This is a genomic window from Kitasatospora dryopteridis (genome assembly GCF_050749075.1).
Taxonomy (GTDB): Bacteria; Actinomycetota; Actinomycetes; order Streptomycetales; family Streptomycetaceae; genus Kitasatospora.
The window spans coordinates 4168780-4194169 of sequence record NZ_CP192749.1 but is presented as its reverse complement, the minus strand read 5'-3'; the positions used below and the strand labels follow the sequence as shown (position 1 = coordinate 4194169).

20 protein-coding genes and 1 pseudogene are annotated in these 25390 nt (G+C 72.7%); 13 read left to right on the top strand and 8 right to left on the bottom strand.

The genetic code is table 11. From position 1 onward, the window contains the following. Positions 1 to 110: 110 nt before the first annotated feature. Positions 111 to 314, top strand: a complete 204-nt coding sequence (locus ACQ614_RS19110; protein ID WP_431679736.1) for a hypothetical protein — start codon at positions 111 to 113, stop codon at positions 312 to 314. Between the two features lie 159 nt (positions 315 to 473). Then, positions 474 to 1940, top strand: a complete 1467-nt coding sequence (locus tag ACQ614_RS19105) for a flotillin family protein (protein WP_431679735.1) — start codon at positions 474 to 476, stop codon at positions 1938 to 1940. Positions 1941 to 2012: 72 nt separating this feature from the next. Here ACQ614_RS19105 and ACQ614_RS19100 read toward each other — a convergent pair whose 3' ends face one another. After that, complete coding sequence (locus ACQ614_RS19100) at positions 2013 to 2993, bottom strand: hypothetical protein (RefSeq protein ID WP_431679734.1); 981 nt, start codon at positions 2991 to 2993, stop codon at positions 2013 to 2015. A 71-nt stretch (positions 2994 to 3064) separates the two neighbouring features. After that, the gene (locus ACQ614_RS19095; RefSeq protein ID WP_431679733.1) at positions 3065 to 3757 is read right to left on the bottom strand and encodes a VC0807 family protein; all 693 of its coding nucleotides are present in this window, start codon (positions 3755 to 3757) and stop codon (positions 3065 to 3067) included. Between the two features lie 210 nt (positions 3758 to 3967). Between ACQ614_RS19095 and ACQ614_RS19090 the strand changes: the two genes are divergently transcribed. The 8 genes and pseudogenes from ACQ614_RS19090 (at position 3968) to ACQ614_RS19055 (ending at position 15845) form a co-directional block, all read left to right on the top strand. Further along, a complete protein-coding gene (locus ACQ614_RS19090; RefSeq protein WP_431679732.1) occupies positions 3968 to 4978 on the top strand; it encodes a 3-oxoacyl-ACP synthase III family protein in 1011 nt (336 codons plus the stop codon). Beyond that, positions 4975 to 5715: a glycosyltransferase family A protein gene (locus ACQ614_RS19085; protein ID WP_431679731.1), complete on the top strand. Its 741-nt coding sequence runs from the start codon at positions 4975 to 4977 to the stop codon at positions 5713 to 5715. Before ACQ614_RS19090 ends, ACQ614_RS19085 begins: the two co-directional genes overlap by 4 nt. Before the next feature lie 11 nt (positions 5716 to 5726). Continuing rightward, positions 5727 to 7181 carry a class I adenylate-forming enzyme family protein gene (locus tag ACQ614_RS19080; RefSeq protein ID WP_431679730.1) on the top strand — a complete coding sequence of 485 codons (1455 nt, stop codon included), beginning with the start codon at positions 5727 to 5729 and terminating at the stop codon, positions 7179 to 7181. After that, complete coding sequence (locus tag ACQ614_RS19075) at positions 7178 to 8227, top strand: cytochrome P450 (protein WP_431679729.1); 1050 nt, start codon at positions 7178 to 7180, stop codon at positions 8225 to 8227. The genes ACQ614_RS19080 and ACQ614_RS19075 overlap by 4 nt, the downstream gene beginning before the upstream one ends. A gap of 5 nt (positions 8228 to 8232) precedes the next feature. After that, positions 8233 to 8802 (top strand): annotated as a pseudogene (locus ACQ614_RS19070) (NAD-dependent epimerase/dehydratase family protein); the annotation flags it as partial. Between the two features lie 596 nt (positions 8803 to 9398). Beyond that, positions 9399 to 9983 carry an NAD-dependent epimerase/dehydratase family protein gene (locus tag ACQ614_RS19065; RefSeq protein WP_431679728.1) on the top strand — a complete coding sequence of 195 codons (585 nt, stop codon included), beginning with the start codon at positions 9399 to 9401 and terminating at the stop codon, positions 9981 to 9983. Between the two features lie 302 nt (positions 9984 to 10285). After that, entirely contained in the window at positions 10286 to 13039 is a 2754-nt protein-coding gene (locus ACQ614_RS19060; protein ID WP_431679727.1) for a PKD domain-containing protein, read from the top strand. 34 nt (positions 13040 to 13073) lie between these two features. Further along, complete coding sequence (locus ACQ614_RS19055) at positions 13074 to 15845, top strand: PKD domain-containing protein (protein WP_431679726.1); 2772 nt, start codon at positions 13074 to 13076, stop codon at positions 15843 to 15845. Positions 15846 to 15903: 58 nt separating this feature from the next. Here the strand turns inward: ACQ614_RS19055 and ACQ614_RS19050 are convergent, their stop codons facing one another. Beyond that, positions 15904 to 16104, bottom strand: coding sequence for a DUF5326 family protein (locus ACQ614_RS19050; RefSeq protein ID WP_431679725.1), 201 nt, complete (start codon positions 16102 to 16104; stop codon positions 15904 to 15906). Positions 16105 to 16327: 223 nt separating this feature from the next. Here ACQ614_RS19050 and ACQ614_RS19045 point away from each other — a divergent pair, with 223 nt between their 5' ends. Next, positions 16328 to 19102 carry a PKD domain-containing protein gene (locus ACQ614_RS19045; protein ID WP_431679724.1) on the top strand — a complete coding sequence of 925 codons (2775 nt, stop codon included), beginning with the start codon at positions 16328 to 16330 and terminating at the stop codon, positions 19100 to 19102. Between the two features lie 73 nt (positions 19103 to 19175). Here ACQ614_RS19045 and tenA read toward each other — a convergent pair whose 3' ends face one another. Continuing rightward, positions 19176 to 19838 (bottom strand): thiaminase II, encoded by a 663-nt coding sequence (tenA, locus tag ACQ614_RS19040; protein ID WP_431679723.1) that lies wholly within the window; start codon positions 19836 to 19838, stop codon positions 19176 to 19178. Between the two features lie 59 nt (positions 19839 to 19897). After that, positions 19898 to 20215, bottom strand: a complete 318-nt coding sequence (locus ACQ614_RS19035) for a cupin domain-containing protein (protein ID WP_363494646.1) — start codon at positions 20213 to 20215, stop codon at positions 19898 to 19900. A gap of 151 nt (positions 20216 to 20366) precedes the next feature. On the opposite strand from ACQ614_RS19035, the gene ACQ614_RS19030 reads away from it, so the two are divergent. Then, a complete protein-coding gene (locus tag ACQ614_RS19030; protein ID WP_363494644.1) occupies positions 20367 to 20744 on the top strand; it encodes a phage holin family protein in 378 nt (125 codons plus the stop codon). Positions 20745 to 20763: 19 nt separating this feature from the next. On the opposite strand, the gene ACQ614_RS19025 is transcribed toward ACQ614_RS19030, so the two are convergent. Further along, positions 20764 to 21192 (bottom strand): SsgA family sporulation/cell division regulator, encoded by a 429-nt coding sequence (locus ACQ614_RS19025; protein WP_431679722.1) that lies wholly within the window; start codon positions 21190 to 21192, stop codon positions 20764 to 20766. A 344-nt stretch (positions 21193 to 21536) separates the two neighbouring features. On the opposite strand from ACQ614_RS19025, the gene ACQ614_RS19020 reads away from it, so the two are divergent. Beyond that, positions 21537 to 22064 carry an NUDIX domain-containing protein gene (locus ACQ614_RS19020; RefSeq protein ID WP_363494640.1) on the top strand — a complete coding sequence of 176 codons (528 nt, stop codon included), beginning with the start codon at positions 21537 to 21539 and terminating at the stop codon, positions 22062 to 22064. 29 nt (positions 22065 to 22093) lie between these two features. Here the strand turns inward: ACQ614_RS19020 and ACQ614_RS19015 are convergent, their stop codons facing one another. Together ACQ614_RS19015 and ACQ614_RS19010 are read right to left on the bottom strand one after the other, a co-directional pair. After that, on the bottom strand, positions 22094 to 23770 hold the full coding sequence (locus ACQ614_RS19015; RefSeq protein ID WP_431679721.1) for a globin domain-containing protein: 1677 nt from the start codon (positions 23768 to 23770) through the stop codon (positions 22094 to 22096). A 297-nt stretch (positions 23771 to 24067) separates the two neighbouring features. Continuing rightward, on the bottom strand, positions 24068 to 25390 hold the full coding sequence (locus tag ACQ614_RS19010; protein ID WP_431683962.1) for a dihydrolipoamide acetyltransferase family protein: 1323 nt from the start codon (positions 25388 to 25390) through the stop codon (positions 24068 to 24070).

Below are 25390 nucleotides of genomic sequence, written 5' to 3'. Positions count from 1 at the left end.
CCGTTGGTTGCGGGCGGGTGCCCGCAACAAGACGTCAACACCGTAGCGGCCGCATCCGGGCAGGTCCAGACGGGTTCCGGCCAGTGGACCGGCGCGGCAGACTGGCCGGCATGGTGGGCAGCACGGGGCGGGTGACCGGACGGATCGGGCCGGGACTGGTCGGCGAGGTGATGGTTTACGTCCGCGAGCGGAGCGGCACGGAGGCGTTCCTGGCCCACCCGGCTGTGCCGGGCGAGCAGTTGGCGGTCGGCACGCCGGTGGTGGTCGTGGAGTACCAGCCGCCGCGCACCGTGTACGTGGCCGCCCTCCCTTGACGGAATCTTGACGATCTCCTGGGCGGATCGGGGGCTCCCGCCCCTTCCGCGGGGATCACCGCAGGCGCAGAATCTCCTGCTGCCGCCGGCTCCCGCGCCTCCCTGCACATCAGCGCGCAGCCACGGGACGCCGGCGTGCCCTGAAGGGGGAATCAGCCGATGCTGATCGGCATCGCGGGGGCCGTGGCGGCCTCCATCGTCGTCCTGGTCGTGCTCTTCAAGCTCATGTGGCGGGTCGCCGAGCCGAACGAGGCACTGATCATCTCCGGCTCCCGGCACCGCTCCGAAGGCGTCGCCGACGGGCTCGGGTTCCGCATCGTCACCGGCCGCGGGACGCTGGTGATGCCCGGCGTCCAGGTGGTGCGCCGGCTCTCGCTGGACCTCAACGAGGCGGACCTCGACGTCGAGTGCGTGACGTCGCAGGGAATCCCGCTGCGGGTCAAGGGTGTTGTGATCTTCAAGGTGGGCGACGACCCGGTGTCGATCGCCAACGCCGCCCGCCGCTTCCTCGACCAGCAGAAGCTGATGGGCCACCGCGTCCACAACGTGTTCGCGGGCCATCTGCGGTCCATCGTCGGCGGGTTGACGGTCGAGGACATGATCCGCGACCGCGAGCGGATGACCGGCGAGACCCGGGCCGCGTCCGGCACCGAGATGGAGAAGCTCGGCCTGATCATCGACTCGCTGCAGATCCAGGAGATCCTCGACCCGACCGGCTACATCAAGAACCTCGCCGCGCCGCACGCCGCCGCCGTCCAGCGGGACGCCCGGATCGCCGCCGCCGAGGCGGACCGCCGGGCCACCGAGGCCGAGCAGGAGGCCTTCGCCCGCAAGGCCGAGGCCACCCGCAACTCCGGTATCCAGCAGGCCGGTTACCAGGCCGAGCTGGAGACGGCGCAGGCCCGGGCGCTGCAGGCCGGCCCGCTGGCGCAGGCCGCGGCCCGGCAGGAGGTCGTCGTCGAGGAGACCAAGGTCGCCGAGCTGGAGGCGCACCGCAAGGAGCAGCAGCTGCAGGCGGACGTCCGCAAGCCGGCCGACGCCCGCGCGTACGAGACTCGCACCAAGGCGCAGGCCGACCGCGACGCCCGGATCTCGGCGGCCGAGGCGCTCGCCAGGGAGACCGAGCTGAAGGCCGGGGCCGAGGCGAACCGGGTGAAGGTCGCCGCCACCGCCGAGGCGGAGGCCACCAAGGCCCGCGGCCTGGCCTCGGCCGAGGCCACCCGGGCCACCGGCCAGGCGGAGGCCGCGGCCGCGGAGGCCAAGGGCCTGGCGGCCGCCGAGGCGGCCCGCGCCCTGGGTCTGGCCGAGGCCGAGGCGATCAAGGCGCGGGCGGCCGCTCTCGCCGAGAACCAGGAGGCCGTGGTCGCCCAGCAGTTGGCGGAGAACTGGCCGGACATCGTCCGGGCCGGCGCGGAGGCCCTCGGGAACGTCGAGCACATGGTGGTGCTGAACGGCGCGGACGGCATGGCGGACATGCTCGCCAAGGCTCTCGCCATGGGCGGCACGGGCCTGGGCCTGGCCCGGCAACTGCTCGCGGCGACGGGCCCGCAGCAGCAGCCGGCCGCCGAGCCGGCGGCGGGCCGGGTGAGCCACCCGATCCCCGTCCAGGAGGGCTCCGACGACTAGGGATTGCACCGCGACGGCCCGCCGACCGCGCAGTGCGGTCGGCGGGCCGTCGGCTTCGGGCCGGGTGGGCGGTCAGGCGCGGTGGGCCTCGGCGAGGGCGGCGAAGACCGCCTTGGGCCTGCGGGCGCCGTCGAGCAGCTTGACCACGCCGTAGGAGCCCAGGTCGAGGTCGTGGGCCGGGTCCTGGGGGCGGTGCGGGGCACGGTAGCCGGCCCAGGTGAACCAGAAGGCGGCGTCCACGCCCTCCTCCTCGAAGACCGGCAGCAGTTCCTGCAGGTACCGGACCTGCTCCTGCTCGTCGCGGGCGAGGCCGGGGCGCAGCACGGGCGGTTCGGCGGAACGGTCGATCACGTCCCAGCCGAGGCCGCCGCGGTCGCCGGCGCCGGTGTAGGTGCAGCAGCCGAACTCGCTGACGGCGACGGGCTTTCCGTGGGAGGCGTGGGAACGGAGCTCCGCGCGGTAGCGGGCGGCGTTGTGCGCGTCCCGGTAGGCGTCGACGGCGACCAGGTCGAAGGGTGTCCAGTCGACCTCCTCCCAGGTGCCGGCGGCGTAGGTGATCCGGCCGCCGAACTCGGCCCGGCAGGCGGTGACGGTGTCGGCGAGGAAGGCGTTCAGCCGGGCGGCGACGGCGGACAGGGTCTGCCGGGTCTCCGGGGCGAGCAGTGCGGCGATCCGCTCGCCGAGGTCCGCGCCGGGCAGCAGGCCGTCGGCGAAGAGGGTGAGTTCGCAGCCGAGCACCAGGACGGTGTCGGTGCCGCCGGCCCGCAGCTGCTCGGCCCGGCGGGCGCAGTCCAGCAGCAGGGGCCGCATGCCGTCCTCGTCGAGGCCGCACGGGAAGGGCGAGAACCAGACCTCCAGGCCGTACTCGGCGGCGTGCGCGGCGGCGAGGGCGATCCGCTCCGGGTCGCCGCCGGTGATCCGGACGGCGGTGCAGTGCAGTTCCTCTGCGATGGTGCGCATCTCGGCGCGGACCTCGGCCGGGTCGAAGTGCGGGCGGCTGGTCTCCCCGTCGGGGGTGAAGCCGGTGTCGTAGTTGATGCCCCTGGCGCGCACGGTGCCTCCTCCGGTGGGTGTTTCGGGCCTGCGAGGCCTGCGAGGGCCTGCGGGTTTCTGTGCGGGGGAGGTCACTCGGACTCGGCGACGACCTGCTCGGCGATCCGCTCGGCGAAGACGTTGCCGCCGAGGATGCCCACGGCGATCGCGGCCACCAGGAAGACGGTGCCGAGCCAGACCATGGTCTCCACCGGCACGGTGTAGGCGCCGACCACCCGGGCGATGCACTCGGCGACCAGTGCGGAGCCCCAGACCAGCGAGAAGTTGCGCTCCTGTCGGCGGAAGGCCGTGGAGCCGGCGGCCAGGCGCTCCCAGGCGGCGGCCCGGGCGGCGATGCCCTTGACGACGAAGGGCTTGAGGCCGGCGGTCATCAGCGGCTTCCCGGCGAAGGCGGAGACGATGACCGAGAGGCCGATGACGCTGCTGATCGCACCGTCCTTGGCGAGCATCAGCCGCGGGTCTCCGCTGACCGCGGAGAGCGTGATGCCGACGGTGTTGACCACCAGCATCACCAGGGCGAGCCCGTTGAGGCTGCGGTGGCGGAGCAGTCCGGCGACGGTGCGGACGGCCGGGACGGCGCTGCTGATGCCCAGCGAGGCGACCAGGCCGAGGCCGAGCAGGCCGTGCGCCGCGTAGTAGACGCCGAGCGGCACGGCGACGTCGACCAGCAGGGGCTTGAAGGCGTCGAGCCTCGACGCGCCCGCCCCGGCCTGCCCGTTCTGCTCGGTCCGCTCGATCGCCGCGCTGCTGGTGATGGTGGCCATGGTGTCCGCTCCCCGTGTCGGTGGTGCCCGGTCTTCCCGATGCATCGAGAATCCCGCGGCGGGGGTGCCGCCCGGCAGTGTCGGCCGCACCGGGATCCGCATGACGGATGTCACGGCCCGGTCCCGGCAGGAAGGTTGGGGGCGATCACCGGTTCGGGCTGAGTACGGGTACTCAGGCCGCGGGCGTCCGGCGCCCGGCAGCATGGCGGCATGGACCTTCGAATTCCGAGCGTGGGCATCACCGCGGTGGGCTCCGGCCTGCCGGCCCGGGTGCTGACGTCGCAGCAGCTCCAGGACGAGGTGGTGGCGGGCAGCGGACTCCGGCTCCCCGAGCGGATGTTCGAGAAGGCCACCGGTATCGCCACCCGGCGGTTCGCCGCCGACGACGAGTACGCCTCCACGCTGGCGCTGGCCGCTGCGAGGAACGCCCTCGGCAACGCCGGGTACGACCCGCTCGACATCGACCTGCTGGTGTACGCCTCGGCCACCCGGGACGTCTGCGAGCCGGCCACCGCCCACCTGGTGCAGGCCGAACTCGGCTCCCGCGCCCACGCCTTCGACGTCTCCAACGCCTGCAACAGCTTCATCAACGGCATCGACGTGGCCCGCGCGATGATCCTCGCCGGACGGGCCCGCCGGGCGCTGGTCGTCACCGGCGAGACCCCGAGCCGGGCGATGCGCCGCGACCCGTCCGGGCTCGCCGATTTCCGGGACGGCTTCGCCGGCTACACCTTCGGCGACGCCGGCGCGGCCGTGGTCGTCGAACCGGTCGAGCGCGGCGGCATCCTGGACGTGGAGACCGAGACCGCCTCCGAGCACTGGGCGGTCGGCGGCATACCCGGCGGCGGCTCGCGGCACCCGCGCGGCGACGAGTACAGCTACTTCCGGGGCGGCGGAAAGGAGTTGAGGGGCGTCTTCGAGAAGATCGGCGGCGACATCCTGACCCGGGTCGCGGCCCGCACCGGGCTCGGCTGGGACGCGTACGCCCGGGTGCTGGTGCACCAGGTGACCGTGCCCTACCTGGAGCGCTTCGTGGAGCTCACCGGGGTGCCGCAGGAGAAGCTGGTGCTCACCGTCCCGGAGCTGGGCAACGTCGCCAGTGCCACCCTCGGTGTCCAGCTCGACCGCATCCACGGCGGGCTGCGCTCCGGCGACAAGGTGCTGATGGTCGGCCTCGGCGGCGGCGTCAGCCTGATGACCATGGTGTGGGAGGTGCCGTGACCGCGCTCTGGGTGATCGTGCCCGCCTACCGCGAGGAGGCCCGGATCGGCGAGACCCTGCGGGCGCTGGCCGCCCAGCGGGACACCGACTTCACCCTGCTGGTGGTCGACAACGCCTCCGACGACCGGACGGCCGCCGTCGCCGAGGAGTTCGCCGCGAACGCGCCGTTCCCCGTCCGGGTGCTGGTCGAGCCGGAGAAGGGGGTCGGCTGCGCCGTCGACACCGGCTTCCGGCACGCGATCGCCCACGGCGCCGACCTGCTGGCCCGCACCGACGCCGACTGCCTGCCCGAGCCCGGCTGGACGGCCGCCGCCCGCGCCGGGCTGCTCGCCTCGCGCGGCCTGGTCTGCGGCCACATCACCGCCCGCCGCGACGAGCACGGGCCGGTCGGCCGCCGGCTGTTCCGCACCCTGGTGGTGCTCGGCGCCTTCTTCGGCCGCATCCGCCCCGCACACCACCGCCGGCACGGCTTCCTGGTGCCGTACCGGATGCACGCCGGCAACAACATGGCGATCACCGCCGACCTGTACGAGGCGGTCGGCGGCATGCCGCGCCGGCCCTCGCCCACCGACCGGACGTTCATCAACCGCGTCCGCCGCCACACCACGGCCATCGTGCAGCGCCGCGACATGGTGGTGCAGAACTCCACCCGCCGCATCCGCGCCTACGGCGTCGTCGGCACCGCCCGCTGGTACCTGGACCGCGGCAGCGGCGGCCGCGGCGTCGACCCCCGATGAAGGAGCCGGACGTGCTCGACCACCTCACCCGCGTCCTGCGGGACGGCGCCGACCGGCCCGCCGTCCTCGGCTGCACCCGCAGCGGAGCCGTCCGGGTCCGCGCCCGCTGCGGCGAGATCGCCGACCTCGCCGACTCGTACGCCGCGGCCCTGCACCACGGCCACGGGCTCGCCGCCGGGGACACCCTCGGCGTCGCCGTCCGGCCCGGCCCGCGCGCGCTCGCCCTGATGCTCGCCGCCCACCGGCTCGGCCTGCGGGCCGCCGTCCTCGACCCCTCGGCCGGCCCGGACGTCCTGCTCGCCCGTCTCGAACTCGCCCGCCCGGCACTGGTCGTCGCGGACGCAGCCGCCCAGGCCGTGGCCGGCTGGGCCCGCGGCCTCGCCCGCCGCGCCTCGCTGGAACTGCCCCGTCTCGACGCGCTCGGCCCGGTCGCCACCGCAGGACCGCGCCGCCCCGGCTGCGCACCCGCCCTGCGCACCCCCGGCGGCCGCCCGCCCGCGCCCTACGACGGCGACGGCGACGCGGTGATCGTCTTCACCTCCGGCACCACCTCCGCCCCGCGCGCCGTGGTGCACACCCGCGCCTCGGTCGCCGCCGGGATGCGGGCAGTCGCCGGGCTGGTCCGCCCGCAGGCCGGGCAGGCCGTGCTCGGCGGCACCTTCTTCGTCCTCGTCCCCTCGCTGGCGGCGGGTGCCACCGTCGCCCTGCCCGCCCGCTCGCCCAAGGTGCTCGGCCGGCAGGTCCGCCGCCTCGCCCCCGCCGAGACCTATCTGACCCCGCCCCAGCTGCGCGGCCTCGACCACCTCACCGGCCGGGTCTGGACGGGCTCCGCACCGGCCTCCGCCGAACTGCTGCGCCGTGCCAAGCAGGCCGGCGCCACCGAGGCCTGGGGCGTGTACGCGCTCACCGAGCTGTTCCCGGCCGCGGCCGTCGAGGAGGCCGACAAGTCCGCCTTCGACGCCGACGGCGACCTGCTCGGCCACCCGCTGCCCGGCGTCACCGCCCGGCTCACCGACGGCGGCGAACTGCTCCTCGCCGGAGCCGCCGCCCGCGACCGTTACCTCGGCGAACGCCCCGACCCGTGGGTGCGCACCGGCGACCGCGCGAGCCTCGACCCGGACGGCCGGATCGTCCTCGCCGGCCGCTGCAAGGACATGGTGCTGCGCCGCGCCGAGAACATCTACCCGGGCCTGTACGAGCCCTCCCTGCACCTGCCGGACGTCGAACTCGCCCTGCTGGTGGGCGTGCCCGCAGGGGACGGCGACGAACGCCTGGTCGCCCTCGTCCAGCCGCGCCGCGGCGCCGACCGGCACCGGCTGCGCGCCGACCTCGAACGCCCGCTGGCCCGGATGGGCAGCGCCCGCCCGGACGCCGTCCTGCTCGGCGAGATCCCGCTGGCCGGCCGCTCCCGCAAGCCCGACCGGGCCGCCGCCGCCCGGCTCTGCGCCCGCGAGCTCGCCCGGTGAGCGCGGACCGCACGGCCGTTCCGGCGCGCGCCCACCGCACCGCCCGGCGGCTCGACCGGCGGGTCTACCTGGCCTCCCACCCGGTGCTGTTCGCGCTGCTCGCCGCCACCCGCCGGCGGCCGGTCGTCCGCCTCGGCAGCACCGTGCTGGTGCACGGCGCCGAGGCGTACCGCGAGGTGCTCACCCGCGTCCCGCTGGACCGCACCGCCGAGGGCACCACCGGCGGGGCCGCCGCCCGGCGCACCGACGGCGGACTGCTCTTCGACCAGGACGGCGGCGAGCACCGCGCCGCCCGCCGCGACCTCACCGAACTCCTCGGCGCCCACGGCACCGAAAAGCTGCGCCCGGTGTGGCAGACCGTCCTCGACCGCCGGCTCGCCGGACTCACCGGCACCGTCGACCTGGTGGACGTCGTCCGGGAGCTCGCCGGGGCCACCGCCGCCGCCCTCACCGGCAGCACCGCCGAACCGGCGGAACTCGCCCGCGCCTGCGCCGAGGCCGCCGCCGAGGCCGCCCGGGAGCACCTGCCCGGCCTGCCCCGGCGCACCTCCACGACGGCCGCCGAACACCTCAACTCCCTGCTGCCCAACGGCCGGGACGCCATGCTCGCGGTCGCCGCCGTCAACACCACGATCGCCGCCCTCCCGCGGGCCGCCGCCTGGTGCGCCCGGGCCGGCCTGTGGAGCGACGTCTCTCCCGAACTCGCCGTCGAACTGCTCCGGTTGACCGCACCCTCACCGATCCTGCCGCGGGTCGCCGCCGCCGACGCAACGGCGGCCGACTGCCCGATCGGCCGCGGCGACCGGCTGGTGCTGGTCGCCCGGCACGCCGCCGGCGCCCACGGCAGCGGGCCCGCAGACCCGCAGGCCGCCCAGGCGGTCTTCGGTTCAGGCCCGCACGCCTGCCCCGGCGCCCGCCTCGCCCGCGCCCAGCTCACCGACTTCCTGGCCGCCCTGGCCCCGCACCGGCCGGTGGTCGTCCGGGCCTCCGTGGACCGCCGTGCCGCCCTGCCCGGCTACTCCTCGCTGCTCGTACGGAAGGGTTGACCCGCATGCTCCGCATCGCGATCACCGGCGCCAGCGGCTTCTGCGGCTCGCACCTCGCCGAGGCCGCGGCCGCCGCCGGCGCCGAGGTGCGCTGCCTGGGCCGCCGGCCCGGCCCGGTCGGCACCCACGTCCGCTGGGACGCCGCCGCCGAGGCCCCCCACCTGAGCGGCGCCGACCTGGTGGTGCACTGCGCCGCCGCCGTCGGCGACCACCCGCCGGGCTCCCCCGCCGAGGCCGAGCAGCACGCCGTGAACGTCGACGGCACCGCCCGGCTGCTGGAGGCCGCGGCGGGCACACCGGTGGTCCTCGTCTCCAGCGCCAGCGTCTACGACCCGCGCACCGACCGCAGCCTGGTCCGCGAGGACCACCCGACCGGCGGCGGCCACCGCAATGCGTACGGCCGCACCAAGGCCGCCGCGGACCGGCTCGCCCTGCAGGCGGGTGCGGTGGTGCTGCGGCCGCGCGCCGTCTACGGCCCCGGCGACCCGCATCTGATGCCCCGCCTGCTGGAACGCGTCCGCCGCGGCCTCCTGCTGCTGCCCGGCCCCGACGTTCCGCTCAGTCTGACGGCCGTACAGAACCTCGCCGAGGCCTGCCTGGCCGCCGCCGAGTGGGCGCCCGGCGCGTACAACATCACCGACGCGGAGCCGTACCGGCGGGACGCTGCCGTCCGAACGGTGTGTGTGTGTGTGTGTGTGTGTGTGTGTGTGTGTGTGTGTGTGTGTGTGTGTGTGTGTGTGTGTGTGTGTGTGTGTGTGTGTGTGTGTGTGTGTGTGTGTGTGTGTGTGTGTGTGTGTGTGTGTGTGTGTGTGTGTGTGTGTGTGTGTGTGTGTGTGTGTGTGTGTGTGTGTGTGTGTGTGTGTGTGTGTGTGTGTGTGTGTGTGTGTGTGTGTGTGTGTGTGTGTGTGTGTGTGTGTGTGTGTGTGTGTGTGTGTGTGTGTGTGTGTGTGTGTGTGTGTGTGTGTGTGTGTGTGTGTGTGTGTGTGTGTGTGTGTGTGTGTGTGTGTGTGTGTGTGTGTGTGTGTGTGTGTGTGTGTGTGTGTGTGTGTGTGTGTGTGTGTGTGTGTGTGTGTGTGTGTGTGTGTGTGTGTGTGTGTGTGTGTGTGTGTGTGTGTGTGTGTGTGTGTGTGTGTGTGTGTGTGTGTGTGTGTGTGTGTGTGTGTGTGTGTGTGTGTGTGACCGCAGCCTGGTCCGCGAGGACCACCCGACCGGCGGCGGCCACCGCAATGCGTACGGCCGCACCAAGGCCGCCGCGGACCGGCTCGCCCTGCAGGCGGGTGCGGTGGTGCTGCGGCCGCGCGCCGTCTACGGCCCCGGCGACCCGCATCTGATGCCCCGCCTGCTGGAACGCGTCCGCCGCGGCCTCCTGCTGCTGCCCGGCCCCGACGTTCCGCTCAGTCTGACGGCCGTACAGAACCTCGCCGAGGCCTGCCTGGCCGCCGCCGAGTGGGCGCCCGGCGCGTACAACATCACCGACGCGGAGCCGTACCGGCGGGACGCTGCCGTCCGAACGGTGCTCGCCACCCAGGGCGTTCGCGCCCGGATCGGCCATGTGCCGGTCGCCGCAGCCGAGTTCGCGGCCCGCCGCGGCCTGCTGCCCGGCCTCACCCCGTACGCCGTCGACCAGCTCGCCCGACCCGTTGTCCTGGACACCACCAGGGCCGCCGACCAGGGCTTTCGGCCACGCTGGGAGTTGACCTCGGCACTGTCCGCCACAAATGATCACGAATGCGCAACACCCGCGAAGATCACGTGACACTTCGCATGCCACCCGCCAGAATCCCTCTGCCCGTGCGTGAGCGGACCACCGCCCGCGGGCCAGGGACTTTTCTGGGGGACAGGTCGCCATGCGCACCCGCCACACCGCTGCCCTCGTCGCAGCATGCCCGACGGCACCGCCCGTCGGGCACCGACGCACGGACGCCGACAACGGCCCCGCCGTCGTCCCGTTAGGCGCCGTCGCCCCCCTCGGCCCCACCGGCACCACCCCGTGGTGACCGCCCCCTCCGGCCGGTCCGCCGACGCCTGACCGGCCCACTCCACCCCCGGGAACCACCCATGCGCATCCGCCGCACGGCCGTCCTGACGGTCGCCTGCACCACCGGCCTCCTCGGCCTGGCCGCCCCCGCCCACGCCGAGACGGCCGCAACGCTCTACGTCAAGAACGGCACCGACGTTCCCTGTTCGGACACCGGCCCGGGCACCCAGGAGCAGCCGTTCTGCTCGATCGGCGCCGCGGCTGCGGTGGCCGTGCCGGGCCAGACGGTGGACATCGCCGCCGGCCGCACCTACACCGAACAGATCGCCCCCACCCGTTCCGGGGAGCCGGGCAGGCCGATCACCTTCCGCAGCTCCGGTCTGGTGAACATCCAGAGCGACGCCACCCGCAGCAGGGCTGCGATCGCGGTCAGCGGCGTGCACGACCTCGTGTTCGAGAATGTCCGCGCCCTGGGCGGAGTCACGGTCGACCAGTCCGACCGGATCGCCTTCAACAAGGTGCCCACGGCTGCCACCGGCACCCGGCCGGGCGTGCTGATCGGCGGCGCAAGCCACGATGTGGTGTACACCCGCTCGTTCATTGCCACGCAGTCCGGCAACCCGCAGTTCAGGATCGAGGGCGCGACCGGTACCGTCCTCAGCCGCAACCAGGGGTCGGGGGCAAGCCTCACTCCCTCCGTCATGTTCAGCGTGGCGGACGCCCCGAAGACGACGATCACCAACAACAGCAGTGATGCGGGATGCGGTGTCGTCCTCTCGGGCGGCTCGATCGACTCGAACATCTTCAACAACATCTTCGCGGCTGCCACCCCGGCCACCACCTGCAGCGGCGAGAAGCAGCCGCCGATCTCGGTCGCGGCGACGGCGGTCCCCGGCACCCGCGTCGGCTACAACCTGCTGAACGCCGCCCCGGGCACCGCCCTGTACTCATGGGCGGGCACGGACCACACCGACCCCGAGCAGTTCCGTACCGCCACCGGCCAGGGCACGAACGACCTGGTGGCCCCCACCGGCCAGGCCCCGAACGCCGACAAGGGACCGGCCGTCGACTCGGCCGACGCCACGGCACCCGGTGTGATCGACGCCGACAGGTCCGATGCGCAGCCCGCGGACGACCCCCGCGTTCCGAACACCGGTACCGGGTACGGCTACCTGGACCGCGGCCCGTACGAGAAGCAGGACCGCTTCAACGGCGTCACGCTGCTCTCCGTGACCAACACGTGGGCGCCGTACGGCACCAAAGTGACCGCGGCCGCCTGGGCCGACGACCTCTGGCCGGCGGCGCTGACGTACACCTTCGACTTCGGCGACGGCACCCAGGTGACCACCAAGGAAACGGTGGCCACCCACATCTACAGCTCGCCCTGCGCCTGCAAGGTGAAGGTCACGGGCGTGAACGGGGCCGGAGTGTCAAAGGTCAGCAACCCGGTGGACGTCAAGGTCACCACTCCCGGCCCGATCGTGCCGCCGCTGTCGGCCACCCCGGCCCTCCCGCTCGGCAACGACCCGATCAGCCACACCCCGCCGCTCTCCGTCGCGGTCGACGCACCGGTCCCCGACTCGGCGTGGCCGATCGCCTCGTACGCCTACTCCTACGGCGACGGTTCCCTGACCGAAAGCACCTGGTCGAACGGCCGGCACACCTACGCCAAGCCCGGCGACTACCAAATCACTGTGACCGTCCGGGACATCAAGGGCAACATCGGAACCGCCTCCACCACGTTCCACGCCGAGTACTCGAAGGCGACGTACACGCCGGTGTCGCCGTTCCGGGTGATCGACACCCGGTCGTCCCCGTCCATCCTTCCGGGCGGCGGCTCAATCACACTGAACGTCTCCAACGGCTACCCGGGTGGCGACAAGCCGGTCACCTCCGGCAGCCCCGAGGCGGTCGTCCTCAACGTCACCGCCACCAACGCGACAGCGGACACCTACCTCACGCTCTTCCCCAGCGGCCAGGACCGCCCGACCGCCTCCAACCTGAACGTGAAGGCCGGACAGACCGTGGCCAACCTGGTCACCGTTCCCGTCGGCAGCAACGGCATGGTCGAGCTCTTCAACTTCTCCGGACGCACCGACGTCGTCGTCGACTTCGTCGGCTACTACCAGCCCAACGCCGGCCAGGGTTTCACCGCCACCGGCCCGGCCCGGCTCTCCGACGCGCCGATGGCCGCCGGTGCCACCAGCACCCTGAAGGTCGTGGGCAAGGCCGGTGTGCCCGCCGACGCCACCGCGGTCGTCGTGAACCTCACTGCCGACAAGCCCACTGCCAACGGCTACCTCACCGCCTACCCGCACGGCATCAACCGGCCGACCGTCTCCAGCCTCAACTTCCGTGCCGGGCAGACGATCGCCAACCAGGCCATCGTCCCGGTCGGCGTGGACGGCTCGATCGACCTCTACAACTTCACCGGCAACACTCGCGTCGTCGTCGACGTCTTCGGCTACTACAGCCCCGGCAGCAAGGGCCTCTTCACCCCGGCAGCCCCCGTCCGCCTCACCGACACCCGCTACGACAACACCAAGCAGCCCCTCGGCCCCGGCGCCCAGCTCAACCTGCCCGTCGCCGGCACCCACGGCGTCCCCGCCGACGCCACCGCAGCGGTCCTCAACGCGGTCCTCCAACCCCGCCTCACCGTCTGGCCCGACCTCACCACCAGGCCGAACACCTCCAACCTCAACCTCGCCCCCGGCGTCACCACCCCCAACCACGTCACCACGCCACTCGGCACCAACGGCCGCGCGAACATCTACAACTTCAGCGGCAACACCCACGTCGTCGCCGACCTCGCCGGCTGGTTCACCAACAACTGACCTGCCCGCACCACCTTCCTGGGGAAAGCACTCCATGCGCATCCACCGCACGGCCGCCCTGACCGTCGCCGGCATCACCGGTGCCCTCGGTCTGGCGGCACCGGCCCACGCCGCGGCGCCCGGCACCCTCTACGTGAGCAACAACTCCGGTGCCGGCTGCACCATCACCGGTGACGGCACCCAGCAGAAGCCCTTCTGCACCATCGGCGAGGCCGCGGCCGTGGCCCAGCCCGGCCAGACGGTGGAGATCAGGGGCGGCATCTACCCGGAGCAGCTCATCCTCACCCGCTCCGGCGAGTCCGGCAGTCCGATCACCTTCCGGGCCGCCCCTGCCACCGGCCAGGTGACCGTCCGGTCCGACACGCAGGGTTCCAAGACCGCCATCGTGGTGAACAGTGCGCACGACATCGTGGTCGAGGGCTTCTACGGCTACGGCGGCGTCTCGATCGATGCCTCCGACCGGATCACCTTCAATAAGGTCACCACAACCGGTACCGGCACCCGGCCCGGCGTACTGATCGGCGGCGGCAGCCACGACGTGGCCTACACCCGCTCCATGCTCTTGGCGCAGCAGGGAGCACCCCTGGTCAGGATCGAGGGCGCCAGCGGCACGCTGCTCGGCCGCAACCGGGGCTACGGAGCCGTCGACAAGCCGTCCGTCCTGGTCAGTGCATCGGACGCGCCGCACACCACGGTCACCAACAACACCCACATGCGGGGATGCGGCGTCGTCCTGTCCGGGGATTCGACGGGATCGAACATCTTCAACAACGTCTTCGTGGCCACCACCCCGGCCCCCACCTGCGGCGGTGAGGTGCGGCCCCCGATCTCGGTGGCAGCGTCGGCGACCGCCGGTACCCGCGTCGGCTACAACATGCTGTCCGCTGCCGGCACGGCCATGTACTCCTGGGGAGGAGCGACCTACCCCGATCCGGACACGTTCCGGGAGGCCACCGGGCAGGGCCTGCAGGATCTGGCCTCTCCCGCCGGCACGTACCCCGCAGGGGACAAGGGACCGGCCGTCGACTCGGCGGACGCCACGGCACCCGGCGTTCTGGAGACCGACACAGCTGGCAAGAGCCCCGAGGACGACCCACGGGTGCCCAACACCGGCACCGGCTACGGCTACCTGGACCGCGGCGCGATCGAGCAGCACGACGACCTCGTCCGGGTGGAACTGGCCGTGGAACAGGCCTGGGCGCCCTACGGCACCACCGTCACGGCGACCGCGAAGCCGACCGACACCTGGCCGACGGGCCTGACCTACACCTTCGACTTCGGCGACGGGACGGTGGTCAACACCCGGGACACCTCGGTGAGCCACGTCTACGCCGCACCGTGCAAGTGCACGGCGAAGGTCACCGCCACCAACGGTGTCGGCGTCACGAAGACCAGCGAGCCGTACAGCATTCGGGTGACCGAGCCCGGCGACCTCCAGGCCGTCCTCGACATCGTGCGGGAGGGCCACAACGTGGGTCACACCGACCCCATGCCCTCCCTGACCTTCAGCGCCACCGCGGCCCGGAGCACGGCCCCCTGGCAGATCACCGGCGTCACCTACGACTTCGGCGACGGAACGCAGGAGACCACCAGCTCGCTCGAGCAGGGGAGCGGCCACACCTACACCGCCCCGGGCGATTACACCGTCACGGTGACCCTCCAGGACGCCAAGGGCCACACCTCGACCGCGTCCACCGTCCAGCACGTGGCCTATGAGGCCTCGAAGTACGTCCCCGCCACCCCGTTCCGCCTGGTGGACACCCGGAGCGGCGGCGGCGGACTGCAGGGCGGTACCACCCTCGACTTCAACGTCATCCGCGGCCCCTTCGAGTTCGACGAGCGCCTGCCGTCCTCGAACCCCGAGGCCGTGGTGCTCAATGTGACCGCGACCAACGCCACCACGGACACCTTCCTCACCGTCTTCCCCGGCGGCCAGGTGCGCCCAACCGCGTCCAACTTGAACGTGAAGGCCGGGCAGACCGTCGCCAACCTGGTCACCGTCCCGGTCGGCAAGGACGGCAAGGTCCGGATCTACAACCACTCCGGAAACTCCGAAGTGGTCGTCGACTTCGTCGGCCACTACAACGCGCTCTACGGCGACGGTTTCACCGCCACCGCCCCGGCCAGGCTCTCCGACGCGCCGATGGCCGCCGGCGCCACCAGCACGCTGAAGGTCGCGGGCAAGGCCGGCGTGCCCGCCGACGCCACCGCCGTGGTCGTCAACCTCACCGCCGACAAGCCCACCGCCAACGGCTACCTCACCGCCTACCCGCACGGCATCAACCGGCCGACCGTCTCCAACCTCAACTTCCGCGCCGGCCAGACGATCGCCAACCAGGCCATCGTCCCCATCGGGCCGGACGGCAGCATCGACCTCTACAACTTCACCGGCAACACCCGCGTGATCGTGGACGTCTTCGGCTACTACAGCCCCGGCAGCAAGGGCCTCTTCACCCCGGCAGCCCCCGTCCGCCTCACCGACACCCGCTACGACAACACCAAGCAGCCCCTCGGCCCCGGCGCCCAGCTCAACCTGCCCGTCGCCGGCACCCACGGCGCCCCCGCCGACGCCACCGCAGCGGTCCTCAACGTCACCGCCACCCAGCCCACCAACCCCGGCTACCTCACCGTCTGGCCCGACCTCACCACCAGGCCGAACACCTCCAACCTCAACCTCGCCCCCGGCGTGACCATCCCCAACCACGTCACCACGCCACTCGGCACCAACGGCCGGGCGAACATCTACAACTTCAGCGGCAACACCCACGTCGTCGCCGACCTCGCCGGCTGGTTCACCGAGAGCTAGCCGGAGCATGCCGAAGGGCCCCACCCCGCAACGGGAGTGGGGCCCTTCGGCGGCAAGGTCAGTTCCTGGCTGCCTTCTTGACCAGGATCACCACCGCGGCGCCGAGGCCGACCACCAGCAGGACCTTGATCAGGAATCCGATCAGCGAGCTGACCACGCCGACCACGAACCACAGCAGGTTCCAGGCCAGGATCAGCACCAGGATCGGGACGACGATGTTGCGCACCCACGAGGGCAGCGACTTCCAGAGCTCGGCCATGTCCGTTCCTTCTCTCCCCTCGGGCTCGGCGCCGGTCCGTCCGCCGCTTCCCGTTCGTTTCGGTACTTCGATCGTAGGGCGCCGCCTGCACCAGAACGAGGGCCCGGGCCCCGGAGAGAACCCGGAGATCACCCCGAGACCGGGCCCGGGGGACCCCCTGAGGGGTGCCCGAACGACCGGCTTCATACTTCTTTCACCAACGACTTGGGGGGACCACCAAGCCATGCGAAGAATCCGTGCCATCGGTCTTGCCGCCGCCACCGTGACGGCCGTCCTGGGCATGCCCGTTCCGGCCGCCGTCGCCGCGTCCGGCGACCTGTACGTGGACAACACCGGCACCTGCTCGGACTCCGACCCGGGCACCCGGGCCGCGCCTTTCTGCACCGTCGGTGCAGCGGCCGCCGTGGTCGGGCCCGGCACCACCGTCCACCTGAACGGCCGGTTCAAGGAGGACCTCCGCATCACGCGCTCGGGCGAGAAGGACGCACCGATCGTCTTCACCGGCCAGGGCGCGGTGACCGGGGTTGACCCCAACGACGCCACCCCGGCCGTGACCGTCGACGGCGCGCACGACGTGGTGTTCCGCGAGGTCCCGCTGTTCTCGGCGCTGGTGAAGAACTCGGACCGGGTCACCTTCGACCGAACCACGAGCATGTCGGGCAGCACGCCCGTCCCCCTCGTCGCCATCACCGGCGGAAGTGACAACAGGGTCACCCGCAACTGGCTGGACCAGGGCGGAAGCATCGGGGTCTCGGTCTCGGGCGGTGCCACCGGCACCGTCGTCAGTGGCAACGTCGTCGCCACCGACCGCAGGGGCATCGTGGTGGACGGGGCGACCGGCACGGTCGTCACCAACAACACCGTGCTGGACGGCTGCGGTCCGGGCATCGGTCTGTCCGGCGGTTCCACGGGCTTCCGCCTGTACAACAACATCGTCGCCTGGCACACCAGCACGCACCCGAACCCGCGGGACACCTGCGGCGAGGGCACTTCCGCCACCGAGGTGCTGGCCTCCGCGGACTCACTGCCCGGCAGCAGGGCCGACTACAACCTGGTCTGGCCTGCCAAGGACGGCCTGGCCTACTCCTGGGGCGGCACGGCGGCCAAGAGCGTCACCGAACTGCTGGCCGTGTCGAACGGCGAGGGCACCCACGATCTCGTGGCGGACCCCATGATCATCGCGGGCATGCCCGGCGAGGGCTCCCCGGCCATCGACTCCGCGGCCATGGACGCCCCCGGCGTCCTGGACACCGACCTGGTCGGCAACCCGCCCGTCGACGACCCGCTGGTCGCCAACAGCGGCTCGGGATTCGGGCTCCTCGACCGCGGGGCGTACGAACTCCAGGACGCGCTGGACTTCGTGACGCTCTCGGCCGACAACTCCTGGGCGCCGTACGGCACTGCGGTGACCTTCACGGCCAAGGCCCAGTCGCGCTGGCCCAGCACGCTGATCTACACCTTCGACTTCGGCGACGGCACGTCGGTGAAGCAGACCGGTCTTCCGACGGCAACGCACACCTACAGCACGGCCTGCACCTGCAGGGCGACCGTGACCGTCACGGACCAGTCCGGCCGACAGGTGAAGACGGCCCAGGTCGAGGTGAAGGCGACCACTCCGGGCGAGCTCACCCCGAAGATCACCGTGAACCCCGACCTGCCCTCGTCGAACAGCCCCATGTCCCACACCCCGCCGCTCACCGTGCGGGCCGACGCCGCGGCCACTGCGGCGCCCTGGCCGACCACCTCGTACGCCTTCGACTTCGGTGACGGCTCCCCGGTGGTGACCGGCGTCTACCAGGCCGAGTCGCACACCTACGCCAAGCCCGGTGATTACAAGGTCACCGTGACGGTCAAGGACTCCAAGGGCAACTCGGCCTCGACGAGCACGACGGCCCACGTGGAGTACGCGAAGGCGACGTACACGCCGGTCAAGCCGTTCCGGATGCTCGACACCCGGAAGACCTGGCAGACCCTCAACGGCGGCAACTCGCTGACGCTGGACGTCTCCAACGGCTACCCCAACGGCGAGAAGCCGGTCACCTCCGGCAGCCCCGAGGCCGTCGTCCTGAACGTCACCGCCACCAATGCGACCGCGGACACCTACTTCACCCTGTGGCCGACCGGCCAGACGCGGCCCACCGCCTCCAACCTGAACGTGAAGGCCGGGCAGACCGTCGCCAACCTGGTCACCGTCCCGGTCGGCAAGGACGGCACCGTCCAGCTCTTCAACCTCTCCGGACGCGCCGACGTGGTCGTCGACTTCGTCGGCTACTACCAGCCCAACACCGGCCAGAAGTTCACGGCCACGGGCCCCGCCCGCGTCTCCGACGGCGTCATGCCCGGCGGCACCACCACCGCGGTCAAGGTCACCGGAAAGGCCGGCGTGCCCGCCGACGCCACCGCCGTGGTCGTCAACCTCACCGCCGACCGCCCGACTGCCAACGGCTACCTCACCGCCTACCCGCACGGCACCGACCGGCCGACCGTCTCCAGCCTCAACTTCCGCGCCGGGCAGACGATCGCCAACCAGGCCATCGTCCCCGTCGGCGCCGACGGCAGCATCGACCTCTACAACTTCACCGGCAACACCCGCGTGGTCGTCGACGTCTTCGGCTACTACAGCCCCGGCAGCAAGGGCCTGTTCACCCCCACCACACCGGCCCGCCTCGCCGACACCCGCTACGACAACGCCAAGCAGCCCCTCGGCCCCGACGCCCAGCTCAACCTGCCCATCGGCGGCACCCACGGCGTCCCGGCCGACGCCACCGCGGCCGTTCTCAACGTCACCGCCACCCAGCCCACCAACCCCGGCTACCTCACCGTCTGGCCCGACCTCACCACCAGGCCGAACACCTCCAACCTCAACCTCGCCCCCGGCGTGACCATCCCCAACCACGTCACCACGCCACTCGGCACCAACGGCCGCGCGAACATCTACAACTTCAGTGGCAACACCCACGTCATCGCCGACCTCGCCGGCTGGTTCACCGACAACTGACCGGTACCGCAGGTACGAAGGCCCCGCACCCCCGGGCAGGGGGTGCGGGGCCTTCCGCGTGTGCGGCGGACCGTCAGACCGGCCAGGTCTCGCCGCGCCAGGCGGCGTCCCAGAACATCCACTCGTAGCGCGAGGTGGTGGTGAAGTGCCGGACCATCCGGTGCCGTTCGGTGGGGGAGATCTCCTCGCCGAGCCGGTCGGTGAGGTCGAGCACCCGGCGGACGACGGACTGGAAGGCCTCGTCACCGTAGGTGGCGATCCACTTGGCGTAGAGCGGGTCGGGGGAGGACTTCGCCAGCAGCGCCTCGCCGACCCGGGCGTAGATCCAGTAGCAGGGCAGCACGGCGGCCACGGCCTCGGCGAAGGAGCCGCCGTGGACGGTGGCCAGCAGGTAGCTGGTGTAGGCCAGGGTGGTGGGCAGCACCGGCTCGGCGGCCGCCTCGGCCGCGGTCTCGCCGAAGGCGGTCAGGAACTCGGCGTGCATCTCCTGCTCGGCGGCGAGGGCGCCCACCGCGTCGTCGGCGAAGGCGCGGACGTCGGCCTCGTCCGGCGCCTTGGCCGCGCACACGGCCAGCGCCCGGGCGTAGTCGCGCAGGTAGTGCGAGTCCTGGACGACGAAGTGGCGGAACGCCTGCCGGGGCAGGGTGCCGTCGGTGAGGCCGGCCAGGAAGGGGTGGGCCAGGATCTCGTCGTAGACCGGCTCGATCGCCGACCAGAGTTCGTCGGTCAGGGCCACTGTTCTCGCTCCTCGTCTCCGGGTGGTCGCGCCCGGCCGACCCTACCCGGCGGCGCCGGTCAGTCCTCCGGCGGCGAGAAGATCACCAGGACGCGCAGTTCCTCGGTGATGTGGTGGAAGCGGTGCGGCACCCCGGCGGGCACGTACACGACGGTGCCGCGGCCGACGGTGGTGGTCTCGCGGCCGACGGTGAGCTCGGCCCGGCCGCTGATCACCTGGTAGATCTCGTCCTGGTCGTGCGGGGCCTGGGTGTCGGTGTCCCCGGGAGAGAGCGCGTAGAGGCCGGCGGACATGTTCCGCTCCTTGAGGAAGCGCAGGTAGGAGCCCTGATGGGCAGCCCGTTCCGCATCCAGCTCGTCCAGCCGGAAGACCTTCATCGCGCGCTGCTCCTCTCCGGGCTCCGTTCCGGGCCGGGACCATTCAACACCCGGTCCGGACACCGCCGGTGCGGGCCCGGGGCGAAGAAGGCGCACGACGTTCCCGCCGAGAGCTTCCCAGCGGGCGGGCGGCCTGCGACCATCCGGTGCCATGAAGAGTTTCGTGATCAAAACGCTCATCAACGCGGTGGCCATCTGGGTCGCCGCCTGGATCGTCGACGGGATCACCCTGTCCGACGGCAGCTGGGGTCACCAGGCACTGACCGTGATCGCGGTGGCGCTGGTCTTCGGCGTGGTCAACTTCCTGATCAAGCCGTTCGTGAAGCTGCTCTCGCTGCCCCTGTTCGTGCTCACGCTCGGCCTGATCACCTTCGTGATCAACGCCCTGATGCTGTGGCTGACGTCCTGGGCGTCCGACGTGCTCGACCTGGACTTCCACGTGTCGGGCTTCTGGTCGGCCCTGCTCGGCGCCCTCATCATCAGCGTCGTGTCCTGGGGCCTGGACCTGGCGCTGGGCGACGACGACTGAGCGCCGGCCGTGCCGGCGGTCAGCCGGCGTTCTCGCAGCCGCCGCTGAGGATCAGGTCGAGCTGGGCCTCCAGCTCGACCTCGGTCTCCTCCTGGCCCATCGGGACGAGCTTGTCCGTCCGGGCGAGGAAGGCGATCAGCGGCGGCGCGGGCGCGCGCAGGGTGGCGTCCCCGTCGGGGGAGCGCAGGACGACGCAGACCTCGGTGAGGTCCTCGCCGATCGGGTGCAGGTGCACGTCGCCCTCGCCGGCCGGGCGGCTGATGCCCTCGACCAGCAGCTCGCGGGCGAAGTACCACGTGACCGGGGTGTCCCCGGGCAGGTGGAAGGTGAACCGCACCGCGTACGGGTCGTCGGTGTCGTACCCGAGGTCGACGGCGATACGGACGGAGAGGTCGTCACCCGCCACGAGGTCCATCACCACATGGCCCAGGACTGTGCTGCTGTGCATGCGCGCGCTACCTCCGCGATCCGTTGGTGTCGGCCTGCCCGGCTGGCGGCCATTGCAGCACAGGGGCCACCCCGCTTCAATCATTACGCCGGGTGAAGGCGCCGATTGGGCTTCAATTCCAAGAGCAAACTAGTGTCCGACCTTGTCGATTGACAACCGGAGTGCGATCTTCCTTTGAATGGAAGATCCAATTCCGTGACCGGCCGGACCGGGTCGAACACGCAGCGGCACGCCGAATCATCCGTTCGGCCCAACGTTTTCCCCCTGTTCGCCCATGTGTGCGAGTTTCATTCCGCCCCGTGCGCGGGAGAATCACGCACAACTCCCGTGTCCCGGAGGTGGCCATGGCCGTCCCCGTCCGCCCCGTCGTCAAGCGCACCGCGCGGGCGATCCTGTTGGAGGACGACCCGGGCGATCCGCACGCCCCGGCCACCATCCTGCTGATCCGCCGGGTCCGGCCCGGGGCCGTCCATCCGTACTGGATCACGCCCGGCGGCGGTGTCGAGCCCGGCGACCGGACGGTCGTCGACGCCCTGCACCGCGAGGTGGACGAGGAGCTCGGCGCCAAGGTCCAGGACGTGGTGCCCGCCTTCGTCGACACCGTCGCGCACTCCCACCACGACGACGGCACCCCGGCCCACCCGCACGGGGTCAAGGTCCAGCACTTCTTCGTCTGCCGGCTGGCGTCCATGGACCTCTCCCGGCGGCACGGCCCCGAACTGGAGGACCCGAACGGCGAGTACGAGATCGTCCGGCTGCCGTTCACCCGCGAGGGCGTCACTTCGGTCAACGTCGTACCTCCCAGCCTGCGCGCCTACCTCGCCGCCAACATCGAGGGCATCCGCGCCCTGCTCGCCCGCGACCTCGCCTGACCCGCCGATCCGGCGGCCTCCGTCGGGGCTCAGCCCGCGGCCTGCTCGGCGGCCAGGTCGTGGTGGATGCGCTCCTTCGCGATCCCGGCCCGCAGCAGCACGCCGACCGCCCGCCGCACCATCGCCGCCGGCCCGCCCAGGTAGGCGTCGTGGCCGTGCCACGGCGCGTACCGGGAGACCACCTCCGGCAGTTCGCCGACCACCTCGCCGCCGGACGCCGTGTCCTGCGCGGACACCACGGGGTGCACCTTGAGCCAGGGGTGCTGCCGGTCGAGGCCGCGCAGCTCCTCCAGGGCGTACAGCTCGGACGTGCTGCGGGCCCCGTAGAAGACCTCCACCGATCGGCCGCCGGGGCCGTGCTCGGCGACCTCCTCCACCAGCGCGGCGATCGGGGCGATGCCGGTGCCGCCGCCGAGGCAGAGCAGGTCGGCGCCGCTGCCGTGGTCGACGACCATGCCCCCGGCCGCCGGGCCCAGCCGGAGCACGTCGCCCGGTGCCGCGCGCCGGACGAGCGCGGTGCTCACCCAGCCCGCCTGGACGGACTTGACGTGGAAGGTCAGCAGCCCGTCCGGCCGGGGCGCGGTGGCCAGTGAGTACGGCCGCCAGACCCGCGGCCACCAGGGCGTCTCCACGGTGGCGTACTGCCCGGCGCGGTAGGGGTAGGGCTGCTCCGGCCGGACGGTGAGCACCGCGACGTCCCGGCCGCGGCGCTCGTTGGAGACGACCTCGGCCCGCCACCAGGCCGGCGCGCTGCGGGCGTCGTCCTCGGCGGCCTCGATCATGGTCCGGGAGACCAGTCCGTAGACCCGGCGCCAGGCCAGCTCGGTCTCGGCGTCCCAGCGGCTGCCGCTGTACTTGGCGAGCGCCGCCACCAGGCACTCCCCCATCGGCGCGTAGTGGGCGTTCAGGGCGCCGTACTTGCGGTGGGCCCGGCCGAGGCCGGACAGGTACTCGGTCAGCCGGGCCGGGTCGTCCGCGTGGCGGGCGATCGTGAGCAGCGCCCGGAACAGCCGGTCGCGCTGCACGTCCATGGCGGCCGGGAAGAGCGCCCGCACCTCGGGGTGGTGCACGAAGAACACGGCGTAGAAGTGCGCGGTGGCCTGGTCGGCGACCGGCTCGACGACAGCCAGGCTGTCCCGGACGAGGGCGAGGTCGCGCGGGGTGGGCGGCAGGCATGCTTCGGGGGGAACGGTCTGCGGCAGCGGCGCGGGCCGCGGTGCGCCGACGGGGGCGCCCGCCGTCCAGGCGCGGCTCCAGCGGTCGCCGGGGCCGGTCCAGTTGCGGGCCGGGGCGGCGGTGTGGCGGGGCAGCGCCGGCGCGGGGGTGCCAGGCGCCGGGGCGCCGGGTCCGGCCGCGTCCGGGTGGCCCGGTGCGGGGATGCGCGGCGGCACGGTGGGCGGCGCCGGCACGGGCCCGGGAGTGCCGGGCGGGGCCGCCGGGGCGGCGGGAGCGGACAGGGCGGGGAGGGCCGGGAGGGCGGGCAGCCCCGTCGGCAGCGGCACCGCCGCAGTGGGACCGTCCTCGGGGGCGGGGGCGGCCCCGGCGGCGTCCCGGTCGGCCGGGGGGAGTGCCGGGAGCCCGGGGAGTGCGCGGGTTTCGGCAGTCTCCGCGGCCGGGGCCGGGGTCTCGGGGGCGGCGGGTTCCGCCGGGGCCAGCCCCGGCACGGCGGCCGGGCCGGTCGAGCCCGATCCGGATCTGACCCGCATCGGACGTGCCTTCAACGCGACATGACGAGTAGCCAAGAGAATCGTTCCGCTTCCGGTCGCCCTGCACAGCCGAACGGCTGGTGCTGTATCTGCTGACGCCTTCAGCAGACTGGCACGACCGGGGTGCTCGTCCCACGAATCAACCGAACCCCGGACATACGACCGGCGTACGCGCTAGTCTCACGCAACTCGCGCCCCCTTTTCCCATGCGCACGCCGGGGCGCCCGTGCCCGGGCGCGTGTCCGCAAACGCGCGCGGGCCGGGCTCAGTGAGCCCGGCCCGGTCCGTCGGAGACGGTCAGAGCGTGCGCAGCAGCAGCCCCGGCTGCTCCACGCAGTCGGCGACGAAGCGCAGGAAACCGCCGGCCGTGCCGCCGTCGCACACCCGGTGGTCGAAGGTGAACGACAGCTGGGTGACCTGCCGGACGGCGAGTTCGCCCTCGTGCACCCACGGCTTGGGGGTGATCCGGCCGACGCCCAGCATGGCCGCCTCCGGGTGGTTGAGGATCGGCGTCGAGCCGTCCACCCCGAAGACCCCGTAGTTGTTGAGGGTGAAGGTGCCACCGGTGAGTTCGGCCGGGGTGAGCGAGCCGGCCCGGGCCGACTCGGTGAGCCGGGCGAGCTCGGTGGTGAGCTTCTCGGTGCCGAGCAGCTGGGCGTCCCGCACCACCGGGACGACCAGGCCGCGCTCGCTCTGGGCGGCGAAGCCCAGGTGCACCGCGCGGTGCCGGACGATGTGCGAACCGTCCTCCGACACACTGGAGTTGAGCTCGGGGAAGCGCTCCAGCGCGGCCGTGCAGATCCGGGCGAGCAGGGCCAGCACGCTGACCTTCGGCCCCGGGGCTCGGTTCAACTGGGCGCGCAGTGCCATGAGTTCGGTGGCGTCGGCATCCACCCAGCAGGTGGCCGCCGGGATCTCGCGGTGGCTCCGGCCGAGCTTCTCGGCGATGGTGCGGCGCAGTCCGCGCAGCGGGATCAGCTCGGCGTCCGCGGAGGCCGCCACCGCGGGGGCGGGGGCCTGGACCGGGGCGGCGTGGGCCGCGGTGTCCACGGCCCGCTGCACGTCGGCCCGCATGATCAGGCCGTCCGGGCCGCTGCCGGCGAGCCGGGCGAGGTCGATGCCGTGCTCGCGGGCCATCCGCCGGACGAGCGGCGAGATCACCGGCACCACGGCGGAGACGTGCACGGGCGCGGCCTGCGCGGCCGGGGCCGTCACAGCCACGGGGGCGGTCGCAGGTGCCGGAACGGCGGCGCCGGCCCTGACCCGGGCCCGGCGTGCGCCGCGCGACTCGGCGACGCCGTACCCGACCAGCGGGCGCTCCACCGGCTCGCCGGGGCCGCCCGAGGCGGTGGGTGCGGCGGAGCCGTCGGCCGGAGCGGCGACCGCGACGGTCACCAGCGGGGCGCCGACCGGCACCTCCTCGCCGACCTCGCCGAACAGCGCGGTGACCACCCCGCCGTACGGGCAGGGCACCTCCACCACGGCCTTGGCGGTCTCCACCTCGACCACCGGCTGGTCGACGGCGATGACCTCACCGACCTCGACCATCCACCGCACCACCTCGGCCCCGGTGAGTCCCTCACCGAGGTCGGGCAGGGTGAACTCGCGGACGACAGGCAT

Coding starts and splice junctions, on each gene's coding strand:
- ACQ614_RS19105 (WP_431679735.1), top strand. CDS start 474: ATGCTGATCGGCATCGCGGGGGCCGTGGCGGCCTCCATCGTCGTCCTG.
- ACQ614_RS19110 (WP_431679736.1), top strand. CDS start 111: ATGGTGGGCAGCACGGGGCGGGTGACCGGACGGATCGGGCCGGGACTG.
- ACQ614_RS19045 (WP_431679724.1), top strand. CDS start 16,328: ATGCGAAGAATCCGTGCCATCGGTCTTGCCGCCGCCACCGTGACGGCC.
- ACQ614_RS19050 (WP_431679725.1), bottom strand. CDS start 16,104: ATGGCCGAGCTCTGGAAGTCGCTGCCCTCGTGGGTGCGCAACATCGTC.
- ACQ614_RS19090 (WP_431679732.1), top strand. CDS start 3,968: ATGGACCTTCGAATTCCGAGCGTGGGCATCACCGCGGTGGGCTCCGGC.
- ACQ614_RS19030 (WP_363494644.1), top strand. CDS start 20,367: ATGAAGAGTTTCGTGATCAAAACGCTCATCAACGCGGTGGCCATCTGG.
- ACQ614_RS19025 (WP_431679722.1), bottom strand. CDS start 21,192: ATGCACAGCAGCACAGTCCTGGGCCATGTGGTGATGGACCTCGTGGCG.
- ACQ614_RS19010 (WP_431683962.1), bottom strand. CDS start 25,390: ATGCCTGTCGTCCGCGAGTTCACCCTGCCCGACCTCGGTGAGGGACTC.
- ACQ614_RS19015 (WP_431679721.1), bottom strand. CDS start 23,770: ATGCGGGTCAGATCCGGATCGGGCTCGACCGGCCCGGCCGCCGTGCCG.
- ACQ614_RS19055 (WP_431679726.1), top strand. CDS start 13,074: ATGCGCATCCACCGCACGGCCGCCCTGACCGTCGCCGGCATCACCGGT.
- ACQ614_RS19035 (WP_363494646.1), bottom strand. CDS start 20,215: ATGAAGGTCTTCCGGCTGGACGAGCTGGATGCGGAACGGGCTGCCCAT.
- ACQ614_RS19095 (WP_431679733.1), bottom strand. CDS start 3,757: ATGGCCACCATCACCAGCAGCGCGGCGATCGAGCGGACCGAGCAGAAC.
- ACQ614_RS19020 (WP_363494640.1), top strand. CDS start 21,537: ATGGCCGTCCCCGTCCGCCCCGTCGTCAAGCGCACCGCGCGGGCGATC.
- ACQ614_RS19060 (WP_431679727.1), top strand. CDS start 10,286: ATGCGCATCCGCCGCACGGCCGTCCTGACGGTCGCCTGCACCACCGGC.